15 protein-coding genes are annotated in these 17,326 nt (G+C 55.5%); 9 read left to right on the top strand and 6 right to left on the bottom strand.

The features are described from left to right. On the bottom strand, nucleotides 1-2,709 hold the full coding sequence (gene mgtA, locus HV127_RS10445; RefSeq protein ID WP_182235885.1) for a magnesium-translocating P-type ATPase: 2,709 nt from the start codon (nucleotides 2,707-2,709) through the stop codon (nucleotides 1-3). Nucleotides 2,710-3,089: 380 nt separating this feature from the next. Between mgtA and treR the strand changes: the two genes are divergently transcribed. The 3 genes from treR (at nucleotide 3,090) to treC (ending at nucleotide 7,292) form a co-directional block, all read left to right on the top strand. Next, nucleotides 3,090-4,037, top strand: a complete 948-nt coding sequence (gene treR / locus HV127_RS10440) for a trehalose operon repressor TreR (protein ID WP_182235884.1) — start codon at nucleotides 3,090-3,092, stop codon at nucleotides 4,035-4,037. A 128-nt stretch (nucleotides 4,038-4,165) separates the two neighbouring features. Beyond that, nucleotides 4,166-5,584, top strand: coding sequence for a PTS trehalose transporter subunit IIBC (treB, locus tag HV127_RS10435; RefSeq protein ID WP_181483856.1), 1,419 nt, complete (start codon nucleotides 4,166-4,168; stop codon nucleotides 5,582-5,584). A 52-nt stretch (nucleotides 5,585-5,636) separates the two neighbouring features. Next, nucleotides 5,637-7,292: an alpha,alpha-phosphotrehalase gene (treC, locus tag HV127_RS10430; protein WP_182235883.1), complete on the top strand. Its 1,656-nt coding sequence runs from the start codon at nucleotides 5,637-5,639 to the stop codon at nucleotides 7,290-7,292. 198 nt (nucleotides 7,293-7,490) lie between these two features. Here the strand turns inward: treC and celB are convergent, their stop codons facing one another. From celB to HV127_RS10415, 3 genes are all read right to left on the bottom strand, one after another. After that, nucleotides 7,491-8,846: a PTS cellobiose transporter subunit IIC gene (celB, locus tag HV127_RS10425; protein ID WP_182235882.1), complete on the bottom strand. Its 1,356-nt coding sequence runs from the start codon at nucleotides 8,844-8,846 to the stop codon at nucleotides 7,491-7,493. A gap of 26 nt (nucleotides 8,847-8,872) precedes the next feature. Continuing rightward, entirely contained in the window at nucleotides 8,873-10,180 is a 1,308-nt protein-coding gene (locus HV127_RS10420) for a 6-phospho-beta-glucosidase (RefSeq protein ID WP_182235881.1), read from the bottom strand. 79 nt (nucleotides 10,181-10,259) lie between these two features. Beyond that, the gene (locus HV127_RS10415) at nucleotides 10,260-10,568 is read right to left on the bottom strand and encodes a PTS sugar transporter subunit IIB (protein WP_182240617.1); all 309 of its coding nucleotides are present in this window, start codon (nucleotides 10,566-10,568) and stop codon (nucleotides 10,260-10,262) included. Between the two features lie 260 nt (nucleotides 10,569-10,828). Here HV127_RS10415 and HV127_RS10410 point away from each other — a divergent pair, with 260 nt between their 5' ends. From HV127_RS10410 to nrdG, 6 genes are all read left to right on the top strand, one after another. Further along, nucleotides 10,829-11,572 (top strand): MurR/RpiR family transcriptional regulator, encoded by a 744-nt coding sequence (locus HV127_RS10410; protein ID WP_182235880.1) that lies wholly within the window; start codon nucleotides 10,829-10,831, stop codon nucleotides 11,570-11,572. A 128-nt stretch (nucleotides 11,573-11,700) separates the two neighbouring features. After that, nucleotides 11,701-12,156: a helix-turn-helix domain-containing protein gene (locus HV127_RS10405; RefSeq protein ID WP_182235877.1), complete on the top strand. Its 456-nt coding sequence runs from the start codon at nucleotides 11,701-11,703 to the stop codon at nucleotides 12,154-12,156. Between the two features lie 148 nt (nucleotides 12,157-12,304). Continuing rightward, nucleotides 12,305-13,471: an RNA-guided endonuclease TnpB family protein gene (locus HV127_RS10400; protein WP_182235875.1), complete on the top strand. Its 1,167-nt coding sequence runs from the start codon at nucleotides 12,305-12,307 to the stop codon at nucleotides 13,469-13,471. A gap of 334 nt (nucleotides 13,472-13,805) precedes the next feature. Then, the gene (nrdD, locus tag HV127_RS10395) at nucleotides 13,806-15,944 is read left to right on the top strand and encodes an anaerobic ribonucleoside-triphosphate reductase (protein WP_110276594.1); all 2,139 of its coding nucleotides are present in this window, start codon (nucleotides 13,806-13,808) and stop codon (nucleotides 15,942-15,944) included. Nucleotides 15,945-15,980: 36 nt separating this feature from the next. Continuing rightward, nucleotides 15,981-16,295 carry a hypothetical protein gene (locus HV127_RS10390; RefSeq protein ID WP_182235873.1) on the top strand — a complete coding sequence of 105 codons (315 nt, stop codon included), beginning with the start codon at nucleotides 15,981-15,983 and terminating at the stop codon, nucleotides 16,293-16,295. After that, nucleotides 16,296-16,760 carry an anaerobic ribonucleoside-triphosphate reductase-activating protein gene (nrdG, locus tag HV127_RS10385; protein ID WP_182235871.1) on the top strand — a complete coding sequence of 155 codons (465 nt, stop codon included), beginning with the start codon at nucleotides 16,296-16,298 and terminating at the stop codon, nucleotides 16,758-16,760. A gap of 5 nt (nucleotides 16,761-16,765) precedes the next feature. Here nrdG and HV127_RS10380 read toward each other — a convergent pair whose 3' ends face one another. Both HV127_RS10380 and HV127_RS10375 read right to left on the bottom strand, forming a co-directional pair. Next, nucleotides 16,766-17,050 carry a type II toxin-antitoxin system RelE/ParE family toxin gene (locus tag HV127_RS10380; RefSeq protein ID WP_182235869.1) on the bottom strand — a complete coding sequence of 95 codons (285 nt, stop codon included), beginning with the start codon at nucleotides 17,048-17,050 and terminating at the stop codon, nucleotides 16,766-16,768. Further along, nucleotides 17,040-17,282 (bottom strand): type II toxin-antitoxin system RelB/DinJ family antitoxin, encoded by a 243-nt coding sequence (locus HV127_RS10375; protein WP_182235867.1) that lies wholly within the window; start codon nucleotides 17,280-17,282, stop codon nucleotides 17,040-17,042. Before HV127_RS10375 ends, HV127_RS10380 begins: the two co-directional genes overlap by 11 nt. Nucleotides 17,283-17,326: the final 44 nt, after the last annotated feature.

Raw genomic sequence — 17,326 nt, 5'->3', positions numbered from 1 at the left:
TTACTGCCAGCCGTAGCGGCGGCTGTAAAAGCCCTTAACCATCTGGGTCAGCGTCATATAGCCCGCCAGGATGGCAATCAGCCACGGGAAGTAGCTCAGCGGCAGCGCCTGAAGCTGCAAATAGCCCGCCAGCGGCGAGAACGGTAGCGCAACCCCCACCACCATCACCAGCAGCGTCATCACGATCAGCGGCCAGGCCGCGCGGCTCTGAATAAACGGGATCCGCCGCGTGCGGATCATATGCACAATCAGCGTCTGCGACAGCAGACCGACCACAAACCAGCCGGACTGGAACAGGGTCTGAGTTTCCGGTGTATTGGCATGGAATACCCACCACATCAGGCAGAACGTCAGAATATCGAATATCGAGCTTATCGGCCCAAAGAAGACCATAAAGCGCCCGAGATCCGCCGGATTCCAGCGCTGCGGTTTACGAATCTGCTCGTCGTCCACGTTATCAAACGGAATCGCCACCTGGGATACATCGTACAGCAGGTTCTGAATCAGCAAGTGCAGCGGCAGCATTGGCAGGAACGGCAAAAAGGCGCTGGCGACCAGAACGCTGAAGACGTTACCGAAGTTAGAGCTGGCGGTCATTTTGATGTATTTGAGCATGTTGGCGAAAGTCCGGCGGCCTTCGATAACCCCCTCTTCCAGCACCATCAGGCTCTTCTCCAGCAGAATAATATCCGCCGCCTCGCGGGCGATATCCACCGCGCCGTCAACGGAAATACCGATATCCGCCGCGCGCAGCGCCGGTGCGTCGTTAATGCCGTCGCCCATAAAACCCACCACGTGCCCTTCACGTTTGAGCAAGGTGACAATGCGCTCTTTATGCAGCGGCGCCAGGCGAGCAAACAGGGTGGTGCGTTTTGCCAGTTCGGCCAGTTCATCATCGCTCAGCGCTTCAATCTGGCTGCCAATCACCACGTCGCCCGCATCCAGCCCCACTTCATGGCAGACTTTTGCCGCCACCAGCTCGCTATCGCCAGTGAGGATTTTCACCGTGATGCCGCTGGCCTTCAGCGCTTTTAGCGCCGGGGCGGTGGTCTCTTTCGGCGGGTCAAGGAAGGCAATGTAACCTTCGAGGATCAGGTCTGACTCATCCGCGCGCTGGTAGTCGCCCTCGCGTGCGGGTAGATATTTGGTCGCTACCGCCACCACGCGCAATCCCTGACGGTTTAGGGTATCGGTAACGCGACGGATGCGTCGCAGCATGGTGTCGTCCAGCGGTACGATGTCACCGTTGTAGCGCACCTGGGTCGAGACGTTGAGGATCTCCTGCAATGCCCCTTTGCAGATCAGTTGATGGACGTTGTCCTGCTCCTGCACCACCACCGACATGCGGCGGCGCTCAAAATCGAATGGGATCTCATCCACTTTCTGCCAGCGCTCCGCCAGCCCGCGTGCCGACTCCAGCTCGACGCCTTCCAGCACCGCAGTATCGAGTAAATTCTTCAGCCCGGTCTGGTAGTGGCTGTTGAGCCAGGCGGTATGCAGCACACGTTCGCTCACCTTGCCGGAGACATCGGTATGGTTCTCCAGCACGATTTTATCCTGAGTCAGGGTGCCGGTTTTGTCGGTGCACAAAATGTCCATCGCGCCAAAGTTCTGGATGGCATCGAGGTGTTTGACGATGACTTTCTGTTTCGACAGCTTCACCGCCCCGCGCGCCAGCGTCGAGGTGACGATCATCGGCAGCATTTCCGGAGTCAGGCCGACAGCGACAGAGAGCGCGAACAGCGCCGCTTCCCACCAGTCGCCCTTGGTATAGCCGTTAATCAGCAGCACTATTGGCGTCATCACCAGCATAAAGCGGATCAGAAGCATGCTGACCCGGCTGATGCCTTTCTGGAAGGCGTTCGGCTCACTTTCCTGCTCGCTGACCCGTCCGGCCAGTTGACCAAACCAGGTGCCGCCGCCGGTGGCGAAAACAATGGCTTGCGCCGAGCCGCTCACCACGTTGGTGCCCATAAAGCACAGGGTGTCACACTCTAGCGGGTTCGTTTGCAGCGGATCGCGGGTGCGAGCGACTTTCTCGACCGGCAACGATTCGCCGGTCAGCGAAGCCTGGGCGACAAACAGATCGCGCGCCTGAAACACGCGCAGATCCGCAGGGATCATATCTCCCGCCGACAGCTTGACGATATCGCCCGGCACCAGTTGATCGATCGGCAGCTCACACCAGCGGCTTTCACCCTGCTCATTCACCACTCTTAGCACCGTCGCGGTGTTGCTGACCATCGCCTTCAGGGCATCCGCCGCCTTGGTCGAGCGGGCTTCCTGAATAAAGTTAAGCAGCGTAGAGATCCCCACCATCAGGGCGATAACCGCCGCGGCGAACAGATCTTCCGTTGAGTAGGAGACAATCCCCAGAACGGTCAGCAGCAGGTTGAAGGGGTTGCGGTAACAGCTCCACAAGTGTACCCACCACGGCGAAGGTTTCTGCGCCGGGATCTGGTTTTCGCCGTGCTGGGCGATTTTCTGCGCAACTTCGCCTTCATTCAGCCCTTCCGGATGGCTGGCAAAAGCGCGCCAGACTTCATTTTCGTCCATTGCCGCGACGTTCAGACACTGCTTACCAAGCGAATCCGGAATCGGCGCGCTCGCCAGATTGCGGGCATCGGGCAGCGGATCGCGCTGGACCAAACGGCGTGGGAGATGACGGCCAAGCTGAGCAAACAGCTGGCGGGTAAAATTTTTCAGCATAAACAGTCCCTCCGCGCTCGCGCGAGCAAACGCAGAATAACCAACAGGCGCGAGCAAGCTCTACCTGTCAGGCATGTTATTTTTATGGCAGGGACATCAAAGACATCACTGCTTTACGCTTTCCGGTAAAGCAGTGCTAAGCAGGCTTACCGGAAAGAAAGGTGACTCCATCGAGGATGAGGAGTGGGATCGGGGTCCATAAAATCTCCGGTAAGTGAATACAAACGGCGCGAATTATAACGCTACCAATAATCTATTTGTGGCTATTATGGCGATGATACCCCCCAGAAACTAAACCAGACGTAAACCAGACTTTGCTCATTGTGGTTTCGTTGAGTAGCATTAGGCTCACTTTAATCGGACCACGACGAGAATCCAGCATGCAAAACCGGCTGACCATCAAAGATATCGCCCGCTTAAGCGGCGTCGGGAAATCAACGGTATCGCGCGTACTCAATAACGAAAGCGGCGTTAGCGAGCGCACCCGCGAACGGGTAGAAGCGGTGATGCAGCAACAAGGGTTCTCTCCTTCGCGTTCCGCCAGGGCGATGCGCGGCCAGAGCGACAAAGTGGTGGCGATCATCGTCACTCGTCTGGATTCGCTGTCGGAAAACCTCGCCGTGCAGACCATGCTTCCCGTCTTTTATGAGCAGGGCTACGACCCGATTATGATGGAAAGCCAGTTCTCTCCAGCGCTGGTCGAAGAGCATCTCGGCATACTCGCCCGGCGCAATATCGACGGCGTGGTGCTGTTTGGCTTTACCGGCATTCATGAAGAGATGCTCACTCCGTGGCGAGAAACGCTGGTGCTGCTGGCCCGCGACGCGCCGGGGATCGCTTCCGTGTGCTATGACGATGAAGGATCCATCAAAATGCTGATGCAGCGTCTGTACGATCTCGGGCATCGCCATATCAGCTTTCTCGGGGTGCCGCATAGCGACATCACCACCGGGCAACGCCGTCACCAGGCCTACCTCCATTTCTGCCAGAAAAAACATCTCACTCCCCTCGACGCGCTGCCGGGTCTGGGAATGAAGCAAGGTTATGAGAATGTCGCCAGCGTGCTGTCGTCTGACACCAGCGCGCTGGTCTGCGCCACCGATACCCTCGCCCTTGGGGCCAGCAAATATCTCCAGCAGCAGGGAATCGACAATCTCCAGCTTGCCAGCGTCGGCAGCACGCCGTTAATGAAGTTTCTTCACCCGGAGATCCTCACCGTCGATCCCGGCTACGCCGAGTCCGGGCGCCGGGCGGCGCAGCAGTTGATCGAGCAGATCGCCGGGAGCAGTGAACCCCGCCAGATAGTGATTCCTGCCGTACTGAATTAAGCCTGTCTTAACGATTTATGTGATCTTCGCTGCGTTTCGGGAACGTTCCCATTTTGCAATTCAAACGGAGCGGTTAGGATTCAACCCAAGTTAAAACACAACCTCTCCCTCGGTCATGAGGCCTCATCATGAGTAAAGTAAATCAGCAGGACATCGATAAACTTATCGAGCTGGTAGGCGGGCGCGACAATATCGCCACCGTCAGCCACTGTATTACCCGTCTGCGCTTTGTGCTGAATAATCCAGCCATCGCCAAACCCAAAGAGATTGAACAGCTGCGCATGGTGAAGGGTTGCTTTACCAACGCCGGACAGTTCCAGGTGGTAATCGGCACCGAAGTCGGCGATTACTACAAAGCGCTGCTGGCCACTACAGGGCAAGCCAGCGCCGACAAAGAACAGGCCAAAAAGGCCGCGCGGCAGAATATGAAGTGGCATGAACAGCTCATTTCACACTTCGCCGAGATCTTCTTCCCACTGCTGCCTGCGCTGATCAGCGGCGGCCTGATCTTGGGCTTCCGCAACGTGATCGGCGACCTGCCGATGAGCAACGGCCAGACGCTGGCGCAGATGCACCCGTCGCTGAAATCCATTTATGACTTCCTGTGGCTGATTGGCGAAGCGATCTTCTTCTACCTGCCTGTGGGGATCTGCTGGTCAGCGGTGAAAAAAGTGGGCGGCACGCCGATCCTCGGCATCGTCCTGGGCGTCACCCTCGTCTCTCCACAGCTGATGAATGCTTATCTGCTGGGCCAGCAGGTACCGGAAGTATGGAACTTCGGCCTGTTTACCATCGAGAAAGTTGGCTATCAGGCGCAGGTTATCCCGGCCTTGCTGGCGGGACTGGCGCTCGGCTTTATCGAGACTCGCCTGAAGCGCATCGTGCCTGACTACCTCTACCTGGTAGTAGTGCCAGTGTGCTCGTTGATCCTGGCGGTCTTCCTCGCGCACGCCTTCATCGGCCCGTTTGGCCGCATGATTGGCGACGGCGTGGCCTGGGCCGTGCGCCACCTGCTGACCGGCAGCTTCGCGCCGATTGGCGCCGCGTTGTTCGGCTTCCTGTATGCGCCGCTGGTGATTACCGGGGTCCATCAGACCACGCTAGCTATCGACATGCAGATGATTCAAAGCATGGGCGGCACGCCGGTATGGCCGCTGATTGCCCTGTCCAATATTGCCCAGGCATCGGCAGTAGTGGGGATCATCATAGCCAGCCGTAAACAGAATGAACGCGAAATCTCCGTTCCGGCAGCCATTTCCGCCTACCTCGGGGTCACGGAACCGGCAATGTACGGTATCAACCTTAAGTACCGCTTCCCGATGCTCTGTGCGATGGTCGGTTCCGGTCTTGCCGGACTGCTGTGCGGGCTCAACGGCGTAATGGCCAACGGCATTGGCGTCGGTGGCCTGCCGGGCATCCTCTCTATTCAGCCGAGCTACTGGCAGGTCTTCGCGCTGGCGATGGTCATCGCCGTGGTGGTGCCGATTGTCCTGACGACGGTCGTCTACCAGCGCAAGTTCCGCCAGGGCACCTTACAGATTGTCTGATTTCTTATTTTCGGGGCGCGCTGTCGCCCCCTTTTTGCAGCAGGAACGCGATATGAATACCCTTCCCCTTTGGTGGCAAAACGGCGTTATTTATCAAATCTATCCGAAGAGTTTCCAGGACACGACCGGTAGCGGTACCGGCGATTTACGCGGCGTCACTTCACGCCTCGACTATCTGCAAAAGCTCGGCGTTGACGCCATCTGGCTGACGCCATTCTACGTCTCGCCGCAGGTCGATAACGGCTACGACGTGGCCAACTACACCGCTATCGACCCGGCCTACGGCACGCTGGACGATTTCGACGAACTGGTGGCTCAGGCGAAGGCGCGAGGCATGCGTATCGTGCTGGATATGGTGCTAAATCACACCTCCACCGCACACGCCTGGTTCCAGGAATCACTCAACAAAGAGAGCCCGTATCGCCAGTTCTATATCTGGCGCGATGGCGAACCGACCACCCCACCGAATAACTGGCGTTCCAAGTTTGGCGGCAACGCCTGGCAGTGGCATGCGGAAAGTGAGCAGTATTACCTGCACCTGTATGCCGTTGAGCAGGCGGACCTGAACTGGGAAAACCCAGAGGTGCGCGCGGAGCTGAAAAAGGTCTGTGAGTTCTGGGCCGATCGCGGCGTCGACGGCTTGCGCCTTGATGTAGTGAACGTAATTTCCAAAGGGCAATCCTTCCCGGATGACCACCAGGGCGATGGTCGCCGCTTTTATACTGATGGTCCCCGCGCTCATGAGTTCCTGCAGGAGTTCAGCCGCGATGTGTTTACCCCACGCGGCCTGATGACCGTTGGCGAGATGTCCTCCACCTCACTGGAACACTGCCAGCAGTACGCCTCGCTCGACGGCAAAGAGCTGTCGATGACCTTTAACTTCCATCACCTCAAAGTGGACTATCCAGGCGGAGAAAAGTGGACGCTGGCGCGCCCGGACTTTGTGGAGCTGAAGTCGTTGTTCAGCCACTGGCAGCAGGGGATGCACAATCGGGCGTGGAACGCGCTGTTCTGGTGTAACCACGATCAGCCACGCATCGTTTCCCGCTTCGGCGACGAAGGCGAGTACCGCGTCCCGGCGGCGAAAATGCTGGCGATGGTGCTGCACGGTATGCAGGGCACGCCGTATATCTATCAGGGCGAAGAGCTAGGTATGACTAACCCGCACTTCACGCGCATCACCGATTACCGCGATGTGGAGAGCCACAATATGTTTATCGAACGCGCGGCGCAGGGTCAGGATGCCGATGAGCTGCTGGCGATTCTGGCGAGCAAATCGCGTGATAACAGCCGTACGCCAATGCAGTGGAGTAGCGATGAAAACGGTGGTTTCAGCGCAGGCGAGCCGTGGATTGCGCTGAGCGATAATTATCGCCAGATCAACGCCGAAGCGGCGCTGGCCGATCCGCAGTCGGTATTTTATGCCTACCAGCAGCTGATTGCGCTGCGCAAAAGCACGCCGGTGCTGACCTGGGGTGATTATCAGGATCTGTTACCAGAGCATCCATCGCTGTGGTGCTATCGCCGCCAGTGGCAGGGGCAAACCCTGGTTGTCGTCGCTAACCTGAGCCGCGAGTTCCAAAGCTGGCAGCCGGAAGGCATTGACGGCGACTGGCGGGTGCTGATGAGCAACTATGCAGAAGCCGCTAACCGTCCATCCGACATGACCCTGCGCCCGTTTGAAGCGGTGTGGTGGTTGCAGGAGTAAGTGAGCTCCAGGCTACCAGGGTTGCGGAATCAGTGATCGGGTAGCCCGGGTAAGGCGTTTACGCCGCAACCCGGGAAAAACCTTCCCCCGCTCGCGCTACGCTTAGCGGGGCTACAACTGCCGGACAGCACCCGCTGGTTTTCGGTAGCCCGGACAGGCGCGTCAAGCGCCGCCTCCGGGAAGAAGACTGTAGAAACATTAGATGCGGTCCGCCGCTGACAACGTCGCGCTGGCCTCCGACGGTGTTGAAGCCTGCTCCTCTTTCGCCTTCAGACGATCCCATGTGCGGAAGAACGGATAATAGATAACCAACGAAATCGCCAGGTTCACCACCTGTAGCACCGCGCCGGAAATATGCCCTCCCGTCGCCAGGTACCCGCTCATAAAAATAGGCGTGGTGAACGGCAGCGCTATCCCCGCTGGCTTGACCACCAGTCCAGTCGCCATTGCGGTATAAGAGACAATCACCAACAGCACTGGCGTCAAAATAAACGGCAGGAAGAAGTACGGGTTCATCACCAGCGGAATGCCGAACACCATGGGTTCGCTGATATTAAACAGCGCACCCGGCGCGGCGATTTTCCCCAGCTGTTTCATCTGCTGGCTACGGCTGCGCAGCAGCATAAAGATCACCAGCCCCAGCAGCGCCCCGGTACCGCCTGGGGCAATCCACAAATCATAAAACTGCTGAGTAATGATATGCGGGATCGGCAGCCCGTTCTGAAACGCTTCAAGGTTCTCCGACATATTCGACAACCAAACCGGGCGAATAAACACCAGCACGATAGTGTCGCCGTGCAGCCCCAGGGTCCACAGAATACCAATCAGGATCACCGAGATAATCATCCCCGGCAAAGATCCGCCGACGTGCGACATTGGAATACCAATCAGCGTGGTGATCATGCTATTGATATCGCCGAACGGCGAAGCTTCGACAATCAAACGCAGCGCCAGCACAACGGCCAGCACGCAGAAACCGGGGATCAGGGCGAGGAAAGATTTCGCCACCGCAGGCGGTACGCCATCCGGCATGCGGATCACCAGATTACGGCTGGCTACCAGACGGTAGATTTCAGTGGAGAGCAGCGAAATCACAATCGCCACAAACAGCCCCTGACTGCCAATCATCCCCACCGGCAGCACGCCTTTAACGATTTGCGCCGCCGAGCCATCCACGGGGGTAAACAGCGTCACCTGCGGGATGGTCATGACAAACGCCACCAGCGACATCGCTCCGGCGCTTAGCGGATCCAGGGTACGATATTTTTCCGCCAGTCGGTAAGCAATCCCGAAGGCTGAGATCAGCGCCATAATGTCGTAGGTCGCTTTGACGGGGTACAGCATCTTGTCGCGCCAGGCATCACCAAACATGCTGGCCATCATCTCGCCGTAACCCGGAATCGGCAGATAAGCAAAAATCAGGAAAAACGAACCAATCAACATAAACGGCATATTGAGAATGATGCCGTCACGTACCGAAAGGACGTGCTTCTGGCCGCCGATTTTCAGCGCGGCGGGCATGACATAACGTTCAATAAATGAAGTACGAGACATAATGGTATCCCCGAAGGCGGAAAAGTTTAGTTAAACTGCGTTAACCAGGGGCGGTTGAGGGTTAACACCTCATCAAGCAGCGCCTGGGCATCGGTCACATTGCCGACCAGTGGATTACTCACCAGCGCCAGCAGCGCGCTATCGCGACAGCCGTGGACCGCCGCCTCAATCGTCAGCCGCTCAAACGCCTTCACCTGTTGGGTTAGCCCGTTCATCACCGGGGGCAGCGCGCCAAAAGCCAGCGGACGTGCTCCCTGCGCATCAATGATGCTATTAATCTCCACTACCGCATCATCGTCAAAACCATGAATCGCGCCGTTGTTACGGGTATTCACCACCATCTCTTTGCCAAGATTATTGTGGATGGCGTTAATCAGCTCCACCGCCACTTCGGAGTAATAAGCCCCGCCGCGAAAGCTCAGCTGTTCGGGCTTTTCATCCAGCTCGGGCCGGGCGTAAATATCAAACAGCTCCTGTTCCACCTTCATCACCTGCTCTGCACGGGTGCCTTTGGTTTTGGCCGCTTCAATCTCTTCCGCCAGCATGGTCGGGGTCAGCCAGAAATAGCGATGATACGGACACGGAATCGCCTTCAGCGCCCGGAGAAACTCCGCAGGCCACGGCAGCGATTTGATATTGTTCATCGACAGCGACTGACCATCGCACAGCATGTCGAGCACCTTGCCGGTCACATCTTCCCGCCCCTGCATCACCTTATGTACCCAGACCATATGATTCAGCCCGGCGAAACTCAGCCTGACCTCCTCTTCTTTCGCCTCCAGCATGCCGGCAATCATGTGCTGCATATTGATCGGCACATTGCACAGGCCGATGATTTTCGCTTTGCTGTAGCGGCTAACCGCTTCCGTCACTATCCCTGCCGGGTTAGTAAAGTTGAGGATAAAGGCATCAGGCGCCAGCTCTTCAACCTTGCGCGCGACCTGCAAAATCACCGGAATGGTGCGCAGGGCTTTGGCAAATCCGCCGACGCCCGTGGTTTCCTGGCCGAGCAGGTTGTACTTCAACCCCAAACGCTCATCCGCCGCTCGCGCCGCCAGCTGCCCGACCCGCAGCTGGGTCAGCACGAATTTAGCGCCGCGAATGGCCTCATCCAGAGCAAAATGCACGCTGACCTTCACCTGTTCAAGACCGTTACGTTTTAGCATGCGCTGGGTCAGCGCGGCGATAATCGCCACTTTCTCGCGCCCGGCCTCAACATCGACCAGCGCCAGCTCCGTCACCGGGATCTGCTGATGGCGAAGGATAATCCCTTCAATAAGTTCCGGCGTATAGCTGCTGCCGCCGCCGATAACGGCAATTTTCAATGCTTGCATGATGGCCTCATTTTTGGCGTACAGATCCCCGCACGCAGCCGCAGTGGCTTCGTGAAATGAACGCGGTGATGGGAAAGAGTTAGTGGTTCAGTAGCGCGAGCGCTTTATCCAGAACGGCGGCCCCGCGCATCATGCCGTAATCCGCCATATCGATCACCGCAACGGCTTTACCGTGCGGCGCGGCAAGTTCCGTCAATCTGGCCGCTTCATATTTCACCTGTGGCCCCAGTAAAATCACATCAGCATTCGCTAACTCGCGTTCAAACTCGGCGACGGGAACGGCATAGATCTCCAGCGTCAGCGCGCGCTGTTGCGCCTCGGCCTTCATTTTGTTGACCAGCATACTGGTGGACATTCCGGCGGCGCAGCACAGTACAATACGTTGCATCATTCCTCCCGTTGGGTTTTGCTTGAGCGATCGCTAAATAGACACCATCGACTATATGACGAGGTGAGGTATGGGTGAAGGCTATATGAAAATTTTTTTCATGTACGTGATCGGAACATAACTTTTCACCCTTTTACTCATGCAAAAAAAGCAAAGTTGATAATAAACCCAGGCATCACGAGTGATTAAGTGGTATAAAAAGCCATCATTAATTGAAAAATATTTTCATTCCGGCGATGACGGAGATAAGGGCTGAGACCATGGATATCGTAGGGCAGTTGCAGGAAGGGATGACTCGCTTTAGCGCTCAGGAATCGAGAGTCGCGGCGTTTATTCTGGAGAATTTAAGCTTTACCGCCAGCGCATCAATTGATGAACTGGCGATACGCGCTGGTGTCAGCCCGGCGACCATTACCCGCTTTGCTCGCTCCGTGGGCTGCGATGATATCCGCGATTTGCGCAAACAACTGGCGCAGGCCTGCGAACGTCGCACCAGTTGGCTCAGCGAAGACAGTGCAACGCTGCCCGCCGCATGGCGCGATAAGCTCAGCCTGATTAACGAAAATCTGGAGCAGCAGCTGGTTGGCACCCCGGAAGCCACGCTGCAAAAATTGCGTACCCGTCTGCAGAATGCCCGCGCCGTACACTGTTTCGCCCTTGGCGCTCAGGACATCGCGCTGGCGACGCTGCTTCAGCATCAGCTGCTGTCGATAGGGATCGTGATTAATCTGTGTCAGGACAGCGCCCTGATGCGCATGATAGCCAGCTCGCTCAGCGACGATCATCTACTGCTGGTGCTGGCAACCGGCGAAGCTGATGCTATTTTGCAAGGCGCTACCCTGCTGGCCCGCGTACAGGAAGCGACGATTTTTGCCCTCACCCCGGCTAATCATGCGTTGAGCAATATGGCTTCCGCCCTGCTGCCGTTGCCTGAAAATGCGCAGGCCGCGCGCTACGCTATGCTGCTGCTGGTCGACCTGCTTAACGATACGCTAATCGCCTGAAATCCCTCTTATCGGCCTGAGCAATAGCTGTTCAGGCCCAATTTTTGCTTATTCAATTTGCGCGTAAGACCTCGCCCAATTGAACTGCGCCCCAAAAGTTGGACACCAACTGAGTAAGGTGCACTTTTATGGGTAACCCCAATTACACACTGGAATTTCGTATTGCTGTCGTGAATTATTACCTGTCTGGTCAGGGCGGAATAAAAAGGACCGCTGCGCATTTTGGTCTCCACAAATCCACCGTCAGCCACTGGGTGGCCTCATGGCAGTTGCATGGTATCGACGGTATCACCTGGAAAGTCGGCGGTTACACGCAGGCCTTTAAACTTAACGTGGTGAAAACCCTGCAGAAAGAACATCTCTCTTTTCGTGAAGCGGCAGTCCGGTTCAACGTGTCCGATAATAAAGTGGTGAAGCGCTGGTTTGATGCTTGTGAAGCTGCCGGTGAAGCCGGACTGCAGAAGAGGAAACGACACCACGTGAAAACGAAAAACATCCCTGTACAGGCGACACGTCCACCGGTGAGCGCGGCAAAACCTGTTGAGGAGCTCACCCATGACGAGTTGCTGGCCGAGCTGCGGTAGGACCCAGGCCACACCGACGGGCTAATTATCACTGTCCAGGTTTGTGGGGTCAGTTCAAATCGGGCGGGGATATAAGCGCGGTAACTGCGTAACATTTGTTGACCCACGTCAACATTGCTTACATTTTTCAGAGTATTTTGTGAGCTCTATGAGACGCGCCTATAAATATCGATTCTATCCAACACCCGAGCAGGTTGAGCTTTTGGCTCAAACGTTCGGGTGCGTGCGTTTTATCTATAACAGCATCCTCCGCTGGCGCACTGACGCGTACTATGAGCGCCAGGAGAAAATCGGTTATACACAAGCCAGCGCCCGCTTAACAGCACTGAAAAAGGAGCCAGAATTTGCCTGGCTCAACGACGTTTCCAGCGTGCCGCTACAGCAAGCCTTGCGCCACCAACAAGCCGGATTCTCAAACTTTTTCGCCGGACGTGCCAGATACCCGACATTCAAAAGCAAACGCCATAAACAGGCCGCTACGCTCACCGATGCCGCGTTTAAATACCGTGATGGTAAGTTGTACATGGCAAAGAGCAAAGCGCCTTTAGACGTGTGCTGGAGTCGTCCTTTGCCATCCATCCCTTCCACGGTCACGATCAGCAAAGATGCCGCCGGGCGGTACTTTGTTTCGTGCCTCTGCGAGTTTGAGCCTGTATCACTGCCGATCACTGCTTCCACGGTCGGCATTGATATTGGTTTAAAAGATTTGTTTGTCACCGATACCGGATTCAAGTCCGGCAATCCCCGCCATACCGCTAAATACGCGGCACGCCTGGCGCTGCTCCAGCGCCGATTAAGCAAAAAGGCCAAAGGTTCGAAAAACCGCGCCAAAGCCCGCTTAAAGGTGGCCCGACTCCACGCGAGAATTGCCGATTGCCGGATGGATGCCCTGCACAAGGCCACCCGCAAACTGATTAACGATAACCAGGTTGTTTGCGTCGAATCTCTGAAAGTGAAGAACATGATCCGCAACCCGTCGCTATCTAAAGCGATAGCAGACGCAGGCTGGGGTGAGTTCACGCGCCAACTTGCATATAAGGGCGAATGGGCCGGGCGTTCAGTGGTCGCAATCGACCCGTTTTTCCCGTCCTCAAAACGCTGTAGCTGTTGCGGTTTCACGATGAAAAAGATGCCTCTTGATGTTCGTAAATGGTCTTGTCCGGAATGCGGTGCAGACCATGATCGTGACGTTAACGCGGCCCGTAATATCAAAGCTGCCGGGCTGGCAGTGTTAGCCCACGGAGAGCCTGTAAATCCTGAATCGCATAAAGCGGCTTGGGTTCGGCTCCGTGAAGTGGGAATCCTCGCTCTTTAGGGCGGGGAACAGTCAATAAATAGGCAGATAAATTTACATTAAGCGCTAGCGCCCATCATTGCTACTCTCCTCTTTTTACTTTGTTCTGCATCAATAAAATTGCAAACATCTTTGATGCAAAGCACTACATATAGAACTTAAAATGCGTCCCGGCCCTACATATTGTATTAATAGTCTATTATGTCACCACAACCCATCGTACTCTGGCGGTGATGGGATGTGGATAAAAAGGGCCGGAATCGAAGGGAAGCGGCGGCAGCTGTAGCGTCTCATGACTTCGGTTGACCTTCCGCCACTGTGGATAACCTGTTCTATAAAAAAGTATGGAGTGATCATGACACCGCATGTGATGAAACGCGATGGCTGTAAAGTGCCGTTCAAGTCAGAGCGCATTAATGAAGCAATTCTACGTGCAGCTAAAGCAGCGGGAGTCGATGACGCAGACTATTGCGCCACCGTCGCAGAAGTCGTTAGCCAGCAAATGCAGGGCCGCGCCCAGGTTGATATCAACGAGATCCAGACCGCCGTTGAGAACCAGCTGATGTCCGGTCCGTACAAACAGTTAGCGCGCGCCTACATTGAATATCGCCACGACCGCGATAGCCAACGTGAAAAGCGCGGTCGTCTGAACCAGGAAATTCGCGGCCTGGTTGAGCAGACCAACTCGGCGTTACTCAACGAAAACGCTAACAAAGACAGTAAAGTCATCCCGACCCAGCGTGACCTGCTGGCGGGTATCGTCGCCAAGCACTACGCGCGTCAGCACCTGCTGCCCCATGACGTGGTGATGGCCCACGAGCGCGGCGTGATCCACTATCACGACCTCGACTATTCGCCGTTCTTCCCGATGTTCAACTGTATGCTGATCGATCTGAAAGGCATGCTGACCCAGGGCTTTAAGATGGGCAACGCCGAGATTGAGCCGCCGAAGTCTATCTCTACCGCAACCGCGGTAACGGCGCAGATTATCGCTCAGGTCGCCAGCCATATTTATGGCGGCACGACCATCAACCGTATTGATGAAGTGCTGGCGCCGTTCGTTGCCGAAAGTTTTAACAAGCATCGCAAAATTGCCGAAGAGTGGCAGATCCCGGATGCCGAAGGCTATGCCCGTTCTCGTACCGAGAAAGAGTGCTACGACGCCTTCCAGTCGCTGGAATATGAAGTGAACACGCTGCATACCGCTAACGGGCAGACGCCGTTTGTAACCTTCGGTTTCGGCCTCGGCACCAGTTGGGAATCGCGTCTGATTCAACAGTCCATTCTGCGTAACCGCATCGCGGGCCTCGGTAAAAACCGCAAGACGGCGGTGTTCCCGAAGCTGGTATTCGCGATTCGCGACGGCCTGAACCACAAGTTTGGCGACGCTAACTACGATATCAAACAGCTGGCGCTGGAGTGCGCGAGCAAGCGCATGTACCCGGATATCCTCAACTACGATCAGGTCGTGAAGGTAACCGGTTCGTTCAAAACTCCGATGGGCTGCCGCAGCTTCCTCGGTGTGTGGGAAAACGAAGATGGCGAGCAGGTTCACGATGGCCGTAACAACCTCGGCGTTATCAGCCTCAACCTGCCGCGCATCGCGCTGGAAGCGAAAGGCGATGAAACTGCGTTCTGGAAACTGCTGGACGAACGTCTGCAGCTGGCGCGTAAAGCGCTGATGACCCGTATCGCCCGCCTCGAAGGGGTGAAAGCTCGCGTTGCACCGATTCTGTATATGGAAGGGGCCTGCGGCGTGCGTCTGAAAGCGGACGATGACGTTTCTGAAATCTTCAAAAACGGTCGTGCGTCGATTTCTCTTGGCTATATCGGCATCCATGAAACGATCAATGCGCTGTTCGGTGACGAACATATGTACGACAGCGCTGCGCTGCGCGAAAAAGGCGTCGCCATCGTTCAGCATCTGCGCGAAGCAGTAGACCAGTGGAAAGACGAAACCGGCTACGGCTTTAGCCTGTACAGCACACCGAGCGAAAACCTCTGCGACCGCTTCTGCCGTCTGGATACCGCCGAGTTTGGCGTAATTAAAGGCGTGACCGATAAAGGTTATTACACCAACAGCTTCCACCTCGACGTGGAGAAGAAGGTGAACCCGTACGACAAAATCGATTTTGAAGCAGCCTACCCGCCAGTGGCTAGCGGAGGTTTTATTTGCTACGGCGAGTACCCGAATATTCAGCACAACCTGAGAGCGCTGGAAGACGTGTGGGATTACAGCTATCAGCACGTGCCGTATTACGGGACCAATACGCCAATCGATGAGTGTTACGAGTGCGGCTTTACCGGCGAGTTTGAGTGTACCAGCAAAGGCTTCACCTGCCCGAAATGCGGCAACCACGATGCCTCCCGCGTGTCGGTGACCCGTCGGGTGTGCGGTTATCTCGGCAGTCCGGATGCCCGCCCGTTCAACGCCGGTAAGCAGGAAGAAGTGAAACGCCGCGTTAAGCACCTGGGTAACGGACAGCTCGGTTAATTTCTATTCACAGCAAGCAAATCAGGAGATCGCAGTATGAATACTTACGAGTTAATCAAAGATGCAATTCTGAATAAAAAGCAAATAACTGCTGTATATGATGGTTACTATCGTGAAATGTGCCCACACGCCTTAGGGACTAAAAATGGTAAGCAACAAGCACTATTTTTCCAATTTGGTGGAGAAAGTAGTAAGGGGAAAATAGACTCCTCTTCTCCTTATAACTGGCGCTGTTTAAGATTGGTTGATCTTGAAAATGTCCAAATTCGTGATGGTATGTGGTATACCGCCAGTAATCACAGTAAGGCTCAAACTTGTGTTGATCAAATTGATTACGAAGTACAATTATAAGTGAATTATCATCAGTACTACCCGGTAGATATTGTTAATGGCCCCGGAACTCGCTGCACCCTGTTTGTTTCAGGGTGCGTTCACGAATGCCCCGGCTGCTACAACAAGAGCACCTGGCGGCTAAATTCCGGCATGCCGTTTACTACCGAAATGGCCGATCGCATCATTGCCGACCTCAATGACACGCGCGTTAAGCGCCAGGGGATCACGCTTTCCGGCGGCGACCCGCTGCATCCGCAGAACGTGCCGGAGATCCTCAAGCTGGTTCAGCGCATCCGTGCCGAGTGCCCGGGTAAAGATATTTGGGTATGGACCGGCTACAAGCTGGACGAACACAACGCCGCGCAGATGCAGGTGGTGGATTTAATCAACGTGCTGGTTGATGGCAAATTTGTGCAGGATTTAAAAGACCCGGCGCTGATCTGGCGCGGCAGCAGCAACCAGGTTGTGCATCATTTGAGGTAGCTGCGCTACAGCCGTTTATTTGCTTTCCGGTAGACGGCTAATTTTTCTCGTTTACCCACAGCAACAACGTAAACAATCACAACTTCATCACGCACCTGATACACCAGACGATACCCCGATGCTTTCAGCTTAATTTTATAACAGTCAGGTAAGTCGCGAAGCCGTGAAGATTCGATACGAGGATTTTCCAGAACTACCGCCAGCTTACTTTTGAACTGTTTTTTTACCGTATCCCCCAGCTTATGCCACTCCCGGAGCGCCCGCGGATCGAACTCCAGCTCATAGATCATCCAGGCTAACCTTGATCCCCTTCTCCGGATTTGCCAGACGTTCCCGAACGATTTGTATCAGCGCTTCTTCGCTGTCGCTGATAGTCACCGTTTTCACCGGCATCCGACCATTTTCCGCAATGTACTGAAAGAAGAGCCGGACGGCTTCAGTCGGCGTGATATCGAGTTTTTCCAGCACGGCATAAGCCTCTTTTTTGAGATTATCGTCCAGGCGAACGTTAAGTGTGGCCATTATGCCTCCAGTAAGAATAGAAACGTAATGCATTATAGCATTAC

Origin of the sequence: Klebsiella sp. RHBSTW-00215 (assembly GCF_014103785.1) — a bacterium.
Classification (GTDB): domain Bacteria; phylum Pseudomonadota; class Gammaproteobacteria; order Enterobacterales; family Enterobacteriaceae; genus Klebsiella.
This window is presented reverse-complemented; position numbering and strand designations above follow the sequence as displayed.